The sequence below is a fragment of the Halorussus amylolyticus genome (assembly GCF_004143485.2).
Lineage (GTDB): Archaea > Halobacteriota > Halobacteria > Halobacteriales > Haladaptataceae > Halorussus > Halorussus amylolyticus.
The window spans coordinates 1-16,029 of the sequence record NZ_RXOB02000049.1 but is presented as its reverse complement, the minus strand read 5'-3'; the positions used below and the strand labels follow the sequence as shown (position 1 = coordinate 16,029).

Sequence of the window (16,029 nt, the reverse complement as noted above, 5' to 3'; positions counted from 1 at the left end):
TCCGCCCGAGACGCGAACTACGGCTTCGCGGTGACTACGACGTGTTCGGTCCCGGTACGGCGGGTTTCAACCCGGCGGAACGGAGCGAGATGGTTTCGGAGCGATAGCTCGCGGTGGCGGACGAACGCGAACTCCCCGTCCGGCGCGAGCACGTCTCGGACCCCGGCGAACAGTTCCGAGAGGACCCCGTCGCCCGCGTGGGTCGGCGGGTTGCAGAACACTCGGTCGAAGGTCCGGTCGGTGACGCCCTCGACGCAGTCCGCGGTCACGACGGTTCCGTCGATGCCGGACGCATCGAGGCTGCGTTCGGCACACGCCGTCGCGACCGCGTCGTCGTCGCTGAGCCAGACCTCGCAGTCGGCCGTCCGAGCGGCGTACGTTCCGACGGCCCCGTATCCGCAGGCGAGGTCGAGCACCCGGTCGCCGTCGGCGACGGTGACGGTTTCTATGAGTAGTCTCGTCCCGTCGTCCAGACCGGTCGCGGAGAACACGCCCGGAACCGTCGTCAGCGCCAGCGTCTCGCCGCCGACGGTCGGACGGAGGGTCCGGGGGGTGACGTACGTCGGCGGGTCGACGCGTTGAGGGCGGGTCGCTTCGAGGACCCGACAGCCGTCGCGTTCGTCGAGCGACGTTACGCTCGCCGCCACGTCGCGCAGTTGGCTCTCGTACCGGGAGAGTCCGGTCTCCGCCGACGCGGCGAGGTAGAGACTCCCACCGGGCCGAAGGGACGAGAGGGCGTCGGCGATTCGCTGTTTGGCGACGGCGACCGGCGCGTACCGCTTGGGTGCGTAGGCGACGGCGTCGAACTCCCGGTCGATTGCCGTGAGGTCGGTCCGAATCGAGACCGACGTCTCGACGCCGTTCTGCCTGCTATTGTGTTCGCAGAGCCGCGCCGCGCGGGCGCTCGTCTCGGTCATCTCGACGCTCTCGGCGGCGTCAGCGAGAACGACACCGGTGACGCCGTAGTTCGCCTGCGGGCAGAGGAGTCGACCGAGGTCGCGGTCCCACAGCGAATCGAGCAGACGGAGTTCGGCGTGTCTGAACGACTGCTTGGAGACGACGCCGTCGGCGGTGCGGAACCGATACTCCGGTCGCGCGTCCGTCACCTGGGATTTCAGGGTCAGTTCGTACGGCGTGCGGTTCATCGACGCCACCTCCGGGCGGGCTTCCGGTCGGGTCGAATCGGTCGGCGGCGTCGGTCGCGGTGCTGTCGGTGGCGATGCTGTCGTGGTCGAACGGTGGCTTTCATTGACGTGGGGTCGGCTTGCTCGGCGGTTGACGGACGGAGCGACCCACGCCCCGGGCTAGCCGGTTACAGCCGAAAGAAACGGCTCACGCAGAGCTACGCGCGGGGCATGGAGCCTGATGCCGAGCAGCGTGACCGAACGACGGGGACCGCGGCCGTTCGCGTTCTCGGCCGCGTCGTCGGACGACCCACAGTCGGCAAGCCGGTCGACCTGAAGCGGTCCCGCGAGTCAGCGGGACGACAGGGCCGACCTAGGGCCACTGTTCAACGTACCGACTGCTACCGGTACCACTCACTAATACGTTTCCATCGCGGGAACCGCTCACTACGCGCGGGTCGGAGGTTCGACGAGCCGGTTCGCGGAGGCTCCTGTGGGGACGGGTCGTGGCGTCGATTCGGCACGGCAAAATCCGCCTGATTTTTCACCTCCAAGCCCGACGTGCCGAACATATGGTCGTCGGAGACATCTCGACTGGAACGGACGTGTTGGTAATCGGCGCAGGACCGGGCGGCTACGTCGCCGCCATCCGCGCGGGACAGCTCGACCTCGACGTGACGCTGGTCGAGAAGGACGCCTTCGGCGGGGTCTGCCTGAACTACGGGTGCATCCCCTCGAAGGCGATGATTACGGCGTCGGACCTCGCCCACGAGGCGGGCGACGCCGAGGAGATGGGTATCTACGCCGACCCCGAGGTGAAACTCGGCGAGATGGTCGGCTGGAAGGACGGCGTCGTAGACCAACTCACGGGCGGGGTCGAGAAGCTCTGCAAGGCCAACGGCGTCGAACTCATGGAGGGCCGCGCGGAGTTCGCCGACGAGAACACCGCCCGCGTCGTCCACGGCGGCGAGGGCCAAGGCTCCGAGACGGTGGAGTTCGAACACGCCATCGTTTCGACTGGAAGTCGTCCCATCGAGATCCCGGGCTTCGACTTCGGCGACGACCCCGTGCTGGACTCCCGGCAGGCGCTCGACTTGGACGAGGTTCCCGAGAGTCTGGTCATCGTGGGCGCGGGCTACATCGGGATGGAGTTGGCGGGCGTGTTCGCCAAACTCGGCACCGACGTGACCGTCGTGGAGATGCTCGACTCGGTGCTACCGGGCTACGAGGACGACCTCGCGCGACCGGTCAAGAAGAAGGCCGAGGAACTCGGCATCGACTTCCACTTCGGCGAGGCCGCGAAGGACTGGGAGGAGTCGGGCGACGGCATCACCGTCCGCACGGAGAACGCGGACGACGAAATCTCTGAGTTCGGCGCGGAGAAGGTCCTCGTCGCGGTGGGTCGCTCCCCTGTCACCGACACCCTTGAACTCGAAAACGCGGGCGTCGAGACGAACGACGCGGGCTTCATCGAGACGGACGACCGCGCGCGGACGAACCAAGACCACATCTACGCAATCGGCGACGTAGCGGGCGAACCCATGCTCGCGCACAAGGCGAGCAAAGAAGGCACCGTCGCCGCGGAGGTCATCGCGGGCGAACCCTCGGCGCTCGACTACCAGGCGGTCCCCGCCGCGGTGTTCACCGACCCCGAAATCGGAACCGTAGGTATGACAGAGGAAGAGGCCGAGGAGAACGGCTTCGAGCCAGCGGTCGGCCAGTTCCCGTTCCGCGCTTCGGGTCGGGCCCTGACGACGGGCCACGCCGACGGTTTCGTCCGCATCGTGGCCGACGAGCCAAGTGGCTTTATTTTGGGCGCGCAGATTGTGGGGCCGGAGGCATCGGAGTTGATTGCCGAATTGGGTCTGGCTATCGAGATGGGTGCGACCTTGGAGGACGTGGCGATGACGATTCACACGCATCCGACGCTGTCGGAGGCCGTGATGGAGGCCGCCGAGAATGCGTTGGGGCACGCGATTCACACGCTGAATCGCTAAGTTGGACTCCTTCTCGTAGAGATACGTTTCACTGAAACAAGATTTATACTGTCGTAGAAGAGATGACTATTCATGTCTGCGGACGGCGATGCACTACCGACAAACGAGATAATTGAACAACTACTCGCAACGGATAACCTCCCCGAAGAGATTCACGGTGTCCAACGCAAAGCCCAAGAGTTCGGCGGCGGACGCATGGAGACACGACTTGAAATTTGGGAACGACCTCCAGTTGAGCTTCGCAAGGAAGTCGTATCCGCGAAGACTGTGCGCGACCCCAATTTCGAGGTTATGAACATCCCAACTGATACACTGGGCGGTGATTCTGATGTATTGATAAAAAATGAGGGTGGTATAGCATTGTACGATAGCGAAACGAACCGGTACCATGAGATTGAGTTCGAAACACCGGACGACGGACGCGGATATATTGGTGGGGTGACACTCATCGGTTCTTCCCCCAAAACGGACTTCGACGTGACCTACGACGGGACGGACGCCGTCGCGGGTCGCGAGACGCATGTCCTGACGTTTCGACCCACGGAGGACGCCGATGTCCCTCATAGAGGTATAGATTTTGTCACTTTATGGGTAGACGGAACGTATTGGTTTCCACTCAAACGCGAAGTGGTTCACGACATCCGAGAGGGAGGACTATTAGAACCTAACACAGACACGGACCTCCAGGACGAGACGTATTTCCAAACCGAAAAGCTCGAAGAGGTTGAGTTTAATACAGGCATGGAGGACTTTCGGTTTCGCCTACCAGAAGACTCAGAACGCGTTGAGTAAGTAGTTGTTCGATAAGTCGCACCCTTTCGACGACGTTGATTGATTTACGATTCTTTCCTGCCCCACCTACAACCGCTTTAAGCTTTTCCGCTAATAATTCTGAAAATCCCGATCACTCCGATATACATGATAATAAATTCAATATAATTTATAAATGGCGGTTTTATATATTCCTACCGTGTAAATATAATTTTATGGGGTTATATAGTAACTGTGTTAAGATTTGAAGCTGTGAAATCTCAGCGGTTTACGTTCGAACGACCTAGTTTCGTGAGTGACTGGGACGAGAGGTGATGAATCAGAACGGATTCGGGATATCGCCTGCGGCACTTGCGATGCACTTGCCACAGGCTATTACATCCGAATCAGCACAGTTGTCTACAATACATGCTGGACACTGTAGTGGAGCGAAAGCATCGCCCGGCGTACAGTGTTGTATACACGTTCCACATTTTGCGAGAGGCGAATTCGCCACACAGTCAAAACAGGCATCTTCGTTGATTTGTGTAGTTGCGAGTGTCTCGACGGACGACCCCTTTACTTTCCTCTCCGTTCCTCCCGCAGGATAAACATTGTACCGTGCGCTTTTGGATGTATGAATCTCGTAGTGGCCGTTGACGTACTGAGCGACGAACTCCTCCGTATCGACTAACTCCGCTATTTGCTCTTTCTCGTCCTCCGTTACAGTAGTCACAAGCGTCGTTTCTTTATCCTTTTGCAGGAACGAAAGGGAGGTACCCACTGGAGTGCTACTGAACTTCGTTGGGAGTTTCTCCAGTATCTCCTGAGTCAGATTTCCAATCCTAAAGGTCGCCGAGGAGTATCCGCGATCAAACTTCTCACGCTCCGAGCTCAGAACTTTCAGATGGACCAGTGTTCCAATTTCAGTTTTCAGGTTTGTTGCAAGTATACTGACGCCATCTATTTCTCGGACCAGCTGGTCACCTCCAGTTATTTTCGGATTTCCAACTTCAGACAATAGGGTTTCTACTTGTTTCGTACCTTGGATGTCATTAACGTTCGCGGAATCTGCTGAGACTGTGCTCACGAACCCAGTGCTTGCAATTGCGCCAGCGGTAGTACCTAACGCCCCGAGAACTCCTCGTCGAGTGGCCGACGTTCGATTCTCCGTTTTATTTCTTTTGCCATTTTTATTTTCCATACTTTTTATAGTACCTAATCAAATAAATGACTTTCTAATTTTATATTATACATTTATATAATTATCTGTATCTATACTATTTATGGATCTCCTAGAAAGTCACTAAACGTCCTGAATAGGTTCGATTCCCGTGACTTAAACTTCTCCCAAGTCCATATTTATTGTTACATATGCGCTAAATTTCGAAACGCGTGTCAGCACGCGCACCCTGCTTGGGTTTCCCGTACGCTGGAACGCAGTTCCGGCATGGCAATCTGTCCCCGGTGTCGTGCGCACCATCGACAACGCCTACTGATTGACCGATGCCTACTAGTTGACGGTCGTACTTGTTGTACTCTCCGGCCATGCCGGGGGAGTGCGCTCGTTGCAGTCCAGCGCGTTCGGAGACGAATCGGAGCAGTCGCCCTCCGAAAATCTGTCACACCCGACGCCCTTTTACCGTCAACCGCGAAACACACCTCCACATGCAAGCAGTCACGCTCGGTCCGGCGGGCACCTACTCCCACCGGGCCGCCAGCGCGGTCGCGGACGACGTGGCGTTCCGAGAGTCGGTGACGGCCATCGTGGAAGCGGTCGCCGACGAGGAGTTCGAGCGCGGAGTCGTCCCAATCGAGAACAGCATCGAGGGGAGCGTCACCGAGACGCTCGACGCGCTGACCGACCGCGAGGTCTCGGTGGTTCGGGAAATCGTCACCCCCATCCGCCACGCGCTGCTCGCCCAGAGCGACGACTTCTCGACGGTCGCCAGCCACTCCCAGGCGCTCGCGCAGTGTCGGTCGTACCTCGAAACCGAGTACCCCGACGCCGACCTCGAAGCGGTCGCCAGCACCGCCCGCGGCGTCGAGTACGCCCGCGAAAACCCCTCGGTCGCGGGTATCGGCCACCCCGATAACGCGGGCGACGACCTCGAAATCGTCGCCGAGGGGATTCAGGACCGGACCTCGAACGCGACGAGATTCTTCGTCATCGCGCCCGCCGACCAGCGGTCGGAGGCGGGCGGCAAGTCGTCGCTCGTGGTGTACCCCGACGCGAACTACCCCGGACTCCTGCTCGAACTCCTCGAACCGTTCGCCGACCGCGACATCAACCTCACGCGAGTCGAGTCCCGACCGAGCGGCGAGCGCCTCGGCGACTACGTGTTCCACATCGACTTCGCCGCGGGCCTGTACGAGGGCCGAACGCAGGAGGCAATCGAGGACATCGAGAACCTCGCCGAGAACGGGTGGGTCCGGCGACTCGGGTCCTACGATACCGAACACGTCCTCTACTGAGCGTCGCGTCCCTCCGAATCGGACTGAATTTTTAAGACCGTTCGCGTCGAACCCGCTTCGGGCGACCGAACGCCCGTGGGGGAAACTATGGCACGACGAACCAATCCGTTTCGAGAACTCGAAGAGCTGATAGACCGCATGAGCCGCCAGTTCGAGGAGTCGATGGGCGGGTCGGACTGGCGGATGATGGGCGACGCGAGCGCGTCCATCGACGTGGCCGACCACGGCGAGGAGTACGTCGTGACCGCCGACCTGCCGGGGTTCGACACCGACGACATCGACGTGTCGATTCACGAGGACACGCTCCGAATCGAGGCCGAGCATCACGAGGAGGCCGAGGAGCGCGAGGGTGAGGGCGGCGAGGGTGAGGCCGTCGAAGGTGAGAGCGACGAGGCGAGATATCTCCGACAGGAGCGCCGTCACCAGTCGGTGAGCCGGTCGGTCACGCTTCCCGAACGGGTGGACGAGGAGACCGTCTCCGCGACGTACCGGAACGGCGTGCTGACGGTCACGCTCCCCAAGATGGCCGAACACGACGACGAATCGCACCACATCGACATCTCCTGAGCGACACCGACCGCCCGCGAAGCGCAAACGCCTTGCCCGCGGGTCCGGAATCCCCGGGCATGACGCTCGAAACTGGCGACGGCGCGCCGACGGTCGAGGCAAAGAATCAGCGCGGTGAGACCGTCGCGCTCGATTTCGACGAGCCGACGGTGGTGTACTTCTACCCGCGCGACGACACGCCGGGATGCACTGTCGAGGCCGAGCAGTTCGACGCCGAACTCGAGACGTACCGAGACGCGGACGTCGCGGTGTACGGCGTCTCGACCGACGACGTCGAGAGCCACGAGGCGTTCGCCGAGAAGTACGACCTCGGGTTCGACCTGCTCGCCGACCCCGACGCCGAAATCGCCGACGCCTTCGGCGTAGACACCTCGCGTGGCGCGGCCGCGCGCACGACGTTCGTGCTCGCGGACGGTGAGGTCCGGGCGGTCTACGGCGGCGTGGACCCCGACGGCCACGCTCGCGACGTGCTCGGAGATATGCTCGACGACGGTCTCGTCGCGCTCGAATAGCGCCAACAACGTTTTTCTCCGACGAATCGAACGCTCGGCATGACCGATTCGGCGAGCCACGACGCCTCGCTCCGCGAGAAACTGGTCGGTGGGGTCCAGTGGGTAGTGACGGGCTTTTACGTGTTCGCGCTCGGCTTCCTCGCAGTCGGGTGGTATCTGAGCGCGACTCGCCGGGCGTTCTCGGTGTCGGCCCGGTGGGAGTTCGTCGGCTTCCTGCTCGGGGCGTTCGTTGGGGGCTATCTCTGGGTCGCGTTCCGAACGCCGACCAGCGCCGGGCGGGGGGGGGGGGGGCGCCGCCCCCCCCCCCCCCCCGGGGGGGGGGGGGGGGGGGGGCCCCCCCCCCACGCCCGGCGCGTGGAGGTCACGCTCCTCCTGCTCGTCCTCGGATTCTTGCTTCCGTTCGGCGCGCTTGCGCTCCTCGAACTCCTCGGAACGTCGATGGCCGCGCTTCCGTTCTTCGTCGTGCCGGGCGCGGCCTACGGCCTGAATCTCGCTCTCTCGTACGGTCTCGTCTACGGTCTCGACGCGCGGCCGTTTCTCGGCCGCGCGTCGGCAGAGCGCCCGGATTTAGAGGAGTGACGCGATTTCGTCGGCGGTCCCGTCGGTTCGCTTTTGCCATCCTGCGGGCCGGTCGCCGCCCCGCTTCGGCGGGTCGATGGCGAGTCGAAGCGGATGAAACGAGACGCGCTCGACGCTCTCGGCGGCGGTTTCGCCCACGAACTCCGCGACCTCGCGTTTGGAGGACACCCCGACGTCCTCGAGGTCGTAGTAGCCCGAGAAAAGCTGGCAGACGACCACCTCGTCGGCGTCGAGGTCGCCGTCGTCGGCGTAGTAGAACAGTTTCGCGGTGTTGTTCGCCGGGTCGGCGCGCCGCCACTCCAGTTCGACCGCGACGAATCGGTCGGAGTCGCGGCCCACCACGTCCACGGGGGTCCGGCGGATTCGGTGCTCGGTCTCCCAGTCGAGCGACGGCCGTCGCTCGGCGAGGGCGTCCCGGAGTCGGTCGCGCACTGCCTCGGCGAACTCGCCCACGAGCTGGCGCACTCACGGGGGCCACCTCAGTGTTTCGCCGCAATTCGAAATCTTCGCCGGTAGGTGCGATTCGCTCGGAGTAGCCTTCCAAATCCGCTCGCTTTCGGCTTCTCGTCGCGCTTAGGCGTCGATTACGACCGGAGGGGGTAGTGATACCGTCTCCCTTCGTTCCTCCCCACGAACCGAGTACCGCGACAGCACGGTCATAACAAAGTAATAATGTAACCGATGTGGTGGTAATGGGGGCGAACGAATCACGACCCGACCGCACCGCCGTCGTACCCGCTATCGACGTGGCGAGCAGTACGGCCTGCCTTCGGTCGCTCGGCCGAAGCGGGGTTCGAACGATTGCGGTCTCGGAACTCCCGGACCCGCCGGGGTTCCGGTCGAAGTACGCTGACGAGACCGTCCGGGTACCCGACCCGTGCAAGGACCTCTCGGGGTACGCCGAGGCGCTCCTCGGCCTCGCCGAGCGCGAGGACGTCCGGACTATCGTCCCGTTCCGGGAAACTGACGTGTACGCGCTGGCGAAACATCGCGACGCCTTCTCGGACCACGTCGGGACGCCGTGGCCGTCGTTCGAGACGCTCCGGGGCGCACAGGACCGAATCGAGCTGTTCGACGCTGCGGACGCCGCGGGCGTCTCGATGCCCGAAACCGCGAAATTCGACGACTGGGACGACTGGAGCGAGGAAACAATAATCAAGGGACGATACACCATTCCCGCGCCGGAGTACGTCGGCGAGGACGCCGCGGCGGCGTTTCGACGCCCGTCCACGACGTACGTCGAATCCGATAGCGCGCCCGACCGCGAGACCGTCGTCTCGGAGATGGGTCACGTCCCGCTCGTGCAGGAGTACGTGCCCGGAACCGACGAGTACGGGTTCTTCGCGCTCTACGACGAGGGCGAACCGGTCGCCACGTTTCAGCACCGCCAGCGCCGGGGGTACAAGTACTGTGGCGGCCCGAGTTCGTACCGCGAGTCGGTGGACATCCCCGAACTCGAAGCCGCCGGGTTGGCGCTCCTCGACGAACTCGACTGGCACGGGGTCGCGATGGTCGAGTTCCTCCGGAACGACGAGACCGGCGAGTTCGAGCTCATGGAAGTGAATCCGCGGTTCTGGTCGTCGCTCCCGTTCACCGTGCAGGCGGGCGTGGACTTCCCGAACCTCTACTGGTCGATGGCGGAAGGCGACCCGCCGGAGGACCCGCCCGAATACGAGGTCGGGGTCGCGGGCCACCTCGTCCGGGGTGAACTCCTCCACCTCCACAGCATCGCGTGCGAGGACTACCCGGTGGTCGAGCGACCGTCGTTCGTCAAAACTGCGGCTCACGTCGCCGCGTCTATGGTGCGCCATCCCCGGTTCGACTACCTCGACCTCGACGACCCCGAACCGTTCGTTCGGGACATCGAGAGCGTGTTCGGAGCGATGTTCGACCGACCGGCCGAGTCGCCGATGCGACGACCGGGACGGGCCACGCAAGCGACGACCGCGCTCGTGAATCTGCTCCAGCGCTAATCCGAACTCGCGTCGAATCCGCCACAAACGCTTATTCGCTCGGTCGTCGATACATCTCGTATGAGCAAGGGGGATTCCGGCGGCGAGACGGACGACGGTGGCCTTCCGATGCCCGCGAAGAAGGTCCTACGGACGGTGACGCCGGGCTATCGCGGACGCCCGGACAGCGAGATGACGCTCATCGGCATCGCGTACTTCCTCGGACTGGTGGTACTGCTCGTCCCGCTGTTGCCGTTTCTCGTCGTGGTGTGGCTCATCTCGAAAATCACGGGCGCGATTGCGCGGCGGACGCCCACCGAGCGACTCCCCGGCGGCGGGTCGTCGCGGTAGCCTCGGCCTGAAACGCGACCAGGCGACTACTCTACGTTCGACCCGATGAGGTCGAAGGGGTAGCCGTTGTCGTTCTCGTCGGCGTGCTCGTAGACGACGTGAGCCGCGGCAACGTCCTGAATCGCGAGACCGGTGGAGTCGAACACGGAGACGCCGTCGGTCTCGGTTCGGCCCTCGCTTTCGCCGACCACGATGTCGCCGAGTTCGGCGTCGATGTCGTCGTCGGCGAGGACGCCCTCGTGGTACGGGACGTTGATTTCGCCCGAGTGGGTGGTCTGGGCGTGGTCGTCGATGACCAGTTTCGAGTCGAGCAGAATCTCGTCGGCGAGTTCGTGCTTGCCCTCGGCGTCCGCGCCCATCGCGTTGATGTGGGTGTGCTCGCCCACGTCTTCCCGGGAGACGATGGGTGTCTCGACCGGCGTGACCGTCGAGAGCACGTCGCAGGACGCGGCCTCCGCGATGGATCCCGCGCGCACGTCGAAGTCGTCGTCGAAGTAGTCGATGAACTTCGCGACCGCCTCCTCATCCAAGTCGCTGACGACGACCTCCTCGATGGGCCGGACCTCCGCGATGGCCTCCAGCTGGGTGTACGACTGGACGCCCGCGCCCACGATGCCGAGCGAGGTGGCGTCCTCGACCGCGAGGTGGTCGGTGGCGACCGCGGCGGCCGCGCCGGTCCGCTTCATCGTGAGTTCGGTGCCGTCCATGATGGCGAGCGGGAAGGCGTTCTCGGGGTCCGAGTACACCATCGTCCCCATCACGGTCGGGAGGTCGAAGTCGTCGGGGTTGTTGGGGTGGACGTTGACCCACTTGATGCCCGCCGCGTCCCAGTCGTCGGCCTCCATGTACGCGGGCATCGAGCGGAAGTCGCCGTTGTACTGGGGAAGGTCGATGTACGACTTCGCGGGCATCTGAGCGTTTCCGAGCGCGTACGCGGCGAACGCGTCCTCGACCGCCCGGATGACCTCGTCCATCTGGGTGTTCTCGTCCACGGCGTCCTGATTCAGCAGGAGTGTGTCCATATTCGAGAGTTTCCACCGGCCCCACTATAAATTACCTAAATGGTCTTTCGACTGCCGCCTTTCGTTACGTCTATTCAGCTGTGACTCAAAAGATTCCGGAACCCGAAAGTGAGAACACGAACCGGGGTTCGCCCCCGGACTCGGCGGTGCGATCTGCGGTCGGTGATGCGGTTTGCGGTCGCACGTTACCAATTCTACCGCGACCGACTGCTCGTCAGAGCTTCGCTCTGACGGTGTTTTTGGTCGGGCTTTTACCAGCGAGGAAATTCGCCTTCGGCGAATTTCCGAGCGCAGTAAACGGTCGCCTTACATCATGCCGCCCATGCCGCCGCCCATACCGCCCATGCCGCCAGCGCCAGCACCGCCTTCGTCGTCGCCCTTGTCGGTCGAGAGGTCGCCAGCCGAGATGATGTCGTCGATTTTCAGCACGAGGTTCGCGGCCTCGGTGGCACTGGAGACGGCCTGCTCCTTCGAGTGGGCGGGTTCGACGACGCCCGCGTCGAAGGTGTCCTCCACGTCGCCGCTGTACACGTCGAGACCGGCGCGCTCGTCGCCCGACTCGTGGGCCGAGCGCAGGTCGACGAGCGTGTCGATGGAGTCGAGTCCGGCGTTCTCCGCGAGGACGCGGGGAACGAGTTCGAGCGAGTCGGCGAACGCTTCGACCGCGAGCTGCTCGCGGCCCGAAACGGAGTCGGCGTAGTCGCGGAGTCGGCCCGCGACCTCGACCTCGATGGCTCCGCCGCCCGCGACGACGCGGCCGTCCGAGACGGTCTGGGCCACGACGTCGAGCGCGTCGGTGACGCCGCGTTCGAGCTCGTCCACGACGTGGTCGGTCGAACCGCGCAGGAGGAGGGTGACGCCGTGACTGTCGTCGCCCTCGACGTAGAACAGTTCGTCGCCCTCGTCGCGGGTCACGTCGCCGTGACCGAGGTCGTCGGCGGAGGCGCTGTCGAGGTCTGAGACGACGTTCGCACCGAGAACTTCCTTCAGGAAGGCGACGTCGGACTTCTTCACGCGGCGGACCGCGAGGATGCCCTCCTTCGCGAGGTAGTGCTGGGCCATGTCGTCGATGCCCTTCTGGCAGAAGACGACGTCAGCGCCGGTGTCCACGATTTGCTCGACCTTCTCCTTGAGCTGTTTCTCCTCCTGGTCGAGGAACTGCTGGAGCTGGTCGGGGTTCTCGATGTTGACGCTGGTGTCCACGTCGGTCTCCTCGATTTCGACCGCTTCGTTGAGGAGGAGCACGTCGGCGTCCTCGACGTTCGTGGGCATGTTGTCGTGGACCGGATCCTTGCTGATGACCGCGCCCTTGAGGAGTTCGGACTCGCCGGACGACCGGCCGGTCTGGGTCTCGGTCTTGATGAACTCGAGGTCCACGGTGCCTTCGACCGTGACCTGCTTGACCGCGTCCACGATGATTTCGCTCAGGCGCTCCTTGTTGAGTTCCGCGCCCTTGCCGGTCATCGATGTCTCGGCGACCTTCCGGAGGAGGTCCTCGTCGTCGGTGTCAACGTCCTCGGCGACGTTGTCGATTTCCTCGCGGGCCTTCTCGCTGGCGAGGTGGAAGCCCTTGATGATGGCGGTCGGGTGGATGTCCTGTTCGAGGAGGTCCTCGGCGTTCTTGAGGAGTTCGCCCGTGACCGCGACTGCGGTCGTGGTGCCGTCGCCCGCCTCATCCTCTTGGGTCTCGGCGACCTCGATAATCATCTCGGCGGTCGGGTTGTCGATGTCCATCTCCTGAAGGATGGTGACGCCGTCGTTCGTGATGGTCACGTCGCCCATCGAATCGACGAGCATCTTGTCCATCCCCTTGGGTCCGAGCGTCGAGCGCACCGCGTCGGCGACCGCGCGGGCCGCGGTGATGTTGTGCTCCTGCGCGTCCTTGTCCTTCACGCGCTGGGACTCGTCGCTCATTACTATCATCGGCTGACCTTGCATTCGCTGTCCTCGCTGACTCATAGTACAGACGAAAGTATGATTGTGATTCTATATAAAAGTTTGCGTTCCCGCCGGGAAGTAATGCGAACGACTGGCACGCTCTCGCACGGAGATAGGTGGAGTACGGCCCGAATCCCGCCGATTATGTGTGAATGATTCGCAAGAACTCTGGCGGAGTCGAACCGCCACCGTTACGGGGTTTATATATCTGCAGCGGGCGGTCGCGCCGACTTCGGCCGAAGTCGGCGCGACCGTTCTACTCGTTTCCGACGAGGCTCACGTCGATACAGTTGTTCCCCTCGCCGGTCTCGGAGACCACGTCGAACTCGCGCGCGTCGGGGTTCTTCACCACGTACGCGAGCAGACTCGTGAATCCGTTGGGACCGGGATGAAGCCCCAGTCCGCTTCCCGCGCCGACTAACCCCGGCGGTTCGCGGTCGAGGTTCGCGCGCCACCACTCGGCGTCGAAAAAGAGGCTCGCGATTTCCATGTGCTTCGCCTCGTGCGTGAACAGGTACCCTCCGTCTGCCAACTGGGGCCACAGATTCGCGAGGCACGTCTCGGCCGAGTCGCGGAGTCCGACATCGAGGAACGCGACGACGCAGGGCCGGTCGAACGCCGGGAGCGTCTCCTCGAAGTAGCCGACGTGAAAGTGACACGCCGAGGCGTCGCCGTACTTCGAGACGTTCCCTCGGGCCTCCCGGAGCGTCGCCCGCCAGCTCCCCGCCTCGTAGGTGTGGACCTGTTCGGAGGCCACGAGGGTGTGGGCCTCGTCGCCCGCCGTCGGCTCGGGCATCCCCTCGAACGAATCGAACACGTCGAGCCGCCGCCCGCACAGCCCCGCGACCAGCGACAGATTCGCGGTGCTCCCGCCCTTGTAGCACCCGCACTCGACGATACCGCCGTCGATGTCGGCCGGGACGTTCAGAATCTTCGTCGCCATCACGAGATGTTCCAGAAACGTCGACCCGGTCGATATCCGGCGATTGTTCCGAAGCATCTTCGCCGCGAGCACCAGCTTGTCCGTCAGTCCCACGCCGTACTCGCTCCCGGTCTCGGGCCGGAAGTACTCCGCGAGGATGACCGGCGAGCAGAGACCGACGAGCGCTATCCGATACAACCGCTGAAACGTCCCGACCGCATTTTGAACTGCGCCCATTCGACCCGATAGTCGTCCGTGGCTCATTTTGTTCTACGCGCTGTATCCGGCCTAAGTGCGGTCTGCGACTTGGACAGTCCGAGCTTAAAACCGAGTCGGTCCGAACTACGAGTCGGTTCGGACCCCCCGTCGCTACGCGGTGTCCCGCTCGGCGAACGACACCAGCCAGTTCGACTCGTCGGTCAACGAGACCCCGTTCGCCGCCCACGGCGTCGCGGGATTCGCGTCGAGCGGCCGGACCGCGAGTACCCGATGGTGGGATTTGAGCCGCGAGAACGGGAACCGGTCGTTCCTGTGGAAGCCGCGTTCGCGCAGAAACGAGTGCGGAAGCGGGGACTCCGAAATCGCCACGAGGTCGGAGTTCCGGTGGTCGGCGAGCAGACGGCCGAAGACGCTCGCGACCGCGCCGAGTCGCCCCTCGTCGCCGACGAGCGGGACCACGTCGGCCACCTGCGTGAGTCGAATCCCGTCGGCGTTGGTCCGTGTCCGAGCGATTACACCCGCCACGGGGTCGCCGTCCCTGACCGCGAGATACGTCCGCCGCGTCCACTCGGGGCTGGCGAACCGCCAGCGATAGAACTCCTCGTCGCGCACCGCGTGAATCCGGTCGGGGACTCGTCGCCGGTACAGCGCCGCGAGCGAATCCGCCGGAACGCCGTCCACACGCTCGACTCGGAACTCGCTCGCGGCGTCCGCGGCCCAGTCGTGCAGTCCGTTGTAGCCCGCGAGCGCGGGGTCGGCTACCGACCCGACTGCGGTCCCGAGGTCCGAATCGACGTACGCGGACAACAGCGGTTTCGGGTTCTGAATCCGGTAGTACGTGACTCGGTCGCCGACGGTCCGCCACCCGAGCTTTCGGTATCCCGGTCGGGCCTGTCCGTTCGGAAAATTGAAAAACAGCGCCGGCTCCCGGTCGGTGTAGTCGTCTATCGCTCGCTCGGTCATCCGAGTGAACAGCCCGCGCCCCCGGTGGTCGGGATGGACCATCGTGTCGGACGGCTGGAGCGCGAGGAACTCGGTGCCGTTCGCGGCGAGTCGAAACGCGAGCAGCGGTCTCGCCCCCACGATTTTGCCGTCGAACGTGGCGACGTAGACGGGTACCTCCGACAAATAGGGGTTGCGTTCGTACTTCCACGCGAACCACTCGGTACACCGCCGCCTGTTCCAGACGGTCTCGTCGAGGTCGAGCACGCCGTCTCTGTGTTCTCTCGCGTAGGGCTGAATCGTGTACGGGTCGTCTCTGCCCCGTCGAAAATCGGTCGCGTTCACGGAGGACACGAGGGGACTATCCTATTTTGTTACAACTACCGTATCTCAGGGTAACGAAACCACCCGCAGGGAGGGCGATATCGAAACGCCGGATTGAACGATATATGGTGGACGGGAACGTCTGGTGGACGGGAGACGCCGCTTCTCGTCCGGTGTCCGCTCGCGGCGCGACGAGCGGGACGCTCGTCGCGCCGCATACGAGAGAAGACGCCGGGACAGGGATTTGAACCCGGAGTCAGACGGTCCGGGCATGCGGCGGGTGCGAGGCGCGAAGCGCCTCGCACCGGCCGTTCCGGGCGTGCGACTGACAGGGCTTCAAATGCACTCCGCACAG

The 16,029-nt window shown here is 63.5% G+C and carries 15 protein-coding genes; 8 read left to right on the top strand and 7 right to left on the bottom strand.

All coding sequences use genetic code 11. The features are described 5' to 3' along the window. Positions 1–17: 17 nt before the first annotated feature. On the bottom strand, positions 18–1,145 hold the full coding sequence (locus EKH81_RS18875) for a class I SAM-dependent methyltransferase (protein WP_132058910.1): 1,128 nt from the start codon (positions 1,143–1,145) through the stop codon (positions 18–20). Positions 1,146–1,696: 551 nt separating this feature from the next. Between EKH81_RS18875 and lpdA the strand changes: the two genes are divergently transcribed. Both lpdA and EKH81_RS18865 read left to right on the top strand, forming a co-directional pair. After that, the gene (gene lpdA / locus EKH81_RS18870) at positions 1,697–3,121 is read left to right on the top strand and encodes a dihydrolipoyl dehydrogenase (RefSeq protein ID WP_132058911.1); all 1,425 of its coding nucleotides are present in this window, start codon (positions 1,697–1,699) and stop codon (positions 3,119–3,121) included. A gap of 72 nt (positions 3,122–3,193) precedes the next feature. Then, a complete protein-coding gene (locus tag EKH81_RS18865) occupies positions 3,194–3,913 on the top strand; it encodes a LolA-like protein (protein WP_132058912.1) in 720 nt (239 codons plus the stop codon). A gap of 298 nt (positions 3,914–4,211) precedes the next feature. Here EKH81_RS18865 and EKH81_RS18860 read toward each other — a convergent pair whose 3' ends face one another. Continuing rightward, positions 4,212–5,075 (bottom strand): hypothetical protein, encoded by an 864-nt coding sequence (locus EKH81_RS18860; RefSeq protein WP_132058913.1) that lies wholly within the window; start codon positions 5,073–5,075, stop codon positions 4,212–4,214. Between the two features lie 464 nt (positions 5,076–5,539). On the opposite strand from EKH81_RS18860, the gene pheA reads away from it, so the two are divergent. From pheA to EKH81_RS18840, 4 genes are all read left to right on the top strand, one after another. Next, a complete protein-coding gene (gene pheA / locus EKH81_RS18855) occupies positions 5,540–6,346 on the top strand; it encodes a prephenate dehydratase (protein WP_132058914.1) in 807 nt (268 codons plus the stop codon). 87 nt (positions 6,347–6,433) lie between these two features. Further along, the gene (locus tag EKH81_RS18850) at positions 6,434–6,913 is read left to right on the top strand and encodes an Hsp20/alpha crystallin family protein (protein ID WP_132058915.1); all 480 of its coding nucleotides are present in this window, start codon (positions 6,434–6,436) and stop codon (positions 6,911–6,913) included. A gap of 59 nt (positions 6,914–6,972) precedes the next feature. Then, positions 6,973–7,425, top strand: coding sequence for a peroxiredoxin (locus EKH81_RS18845; protein WP_132058916.1), 453 nt, complete (start codon positions 6,973–6,975; stop codon positions 7,423–7,425). Between the two features lie 39 nt (positions 7,426–7,464). Next, positions 7,465–8,004 (top strand): hypothetical protein, encoded by a 540-nt coding sequence (locus tag EKH81_RS18840; protein WP_162224680.1) that lies wholly within the window; start codon positions 7,465–7,467, stop codon positions 8,002–8,004. On the opposite strand, the gene EKH81_RS18835 is transcribed toward EKH81_RS18840, so the two are convergent. After that, a complete protein-coding gene (locus EKH81_RS18835) occupies positions 7,993–8,469 on the bottom strand; it encodes a hypothetical protein (protein ID WP_368407743.1) in 477 nt (158 codons plus the stop codon). The genes EKH81_RS18840 and EKH81_RS18835 overlap by 12 nt on opposite strands. Before the next feature lie 227 nt (positions 8,470–8,696). Between EKH81_RS18835 and EKH81_RS18830 the strand changes: the two genes are divergently transcribed. Further along, positions 8,697–9,977: a carboxylate--amine ligase gene (locus tag EKH81_RS18830; protein WP_202935221.1), complete on the top strand. Its 1,281-nt coding sequence runs from the start codon at positions 8,697–8,699 to the stop codon at positions 9,975–9,977. Positions 9,978–10,037: 60 nt separating this feature from the next. Further along, entirely contained in the window at positions 10,038–10,307 is a 270-nt protein-coding gene (locus EKH81_RS18825) for a DUF7535 family protein (protein ID WP_238392266.1), read from the top strand. 26 nt (positions 10,308–10,333) lie between these two features. Here EKH81_RS18825 and EKH81_RS18820 read toward each other — a convergent pair whose 3' ends face one another. From EKH81_RS18820 to EKH81_RS18805, 4 genes are all read right to left on the bottom strand, one after another. Beyond that, a complete protein-coding gene (locus tag EKH81_RS18820) occupies positions 10,334–11,329 on the bottom strand; it encodes an ornithine cyclodeaminase family protein (protein ID WP_132058918.1) in 996 nt (331 codons plus the stop codon). A gap of 306 nt (positions 11,330–11,635) precedes the next feature. Then, on the bottom strand, positions 11,636–13,288 hold the full coding sequence (thsB, locus tag EKH81_RS18815) for a thermosome subunit beta (RefSeq protein WP_132058919.1): 1,653 nt from the start codon (positions 13,286–13,288) through the stop codon (positions 11,636–11,638). Between the two features lie 235 nt (positions 13,289–13,523). Continuing rightward, positions 13,524–14,426, bottom strand: a complete 903-nt coding sequence (locus tag EKH81_RS18810) for a TylF/MycF/NovP-related O-methyltransferase (protein WP_162224679.1) — start codon at positions 14,424–14,426, stop codon at positions 13,524–13,526. Positions 14,427–14,558: 132 nt separating this feature from the next. Then, complete coding sequence (locus EKH81_RS18805; protein WP_162224678.1) at positions 14,559–15,695, bottom strand: GNAT family N-acetyltransferase; 1,137 nt, start codon at positions 15,693–15,695, stop codon at positions 14,559–14,561. Between the last annotated feature and the right edge of the window lie 334 nt (positions 15,696–16,029).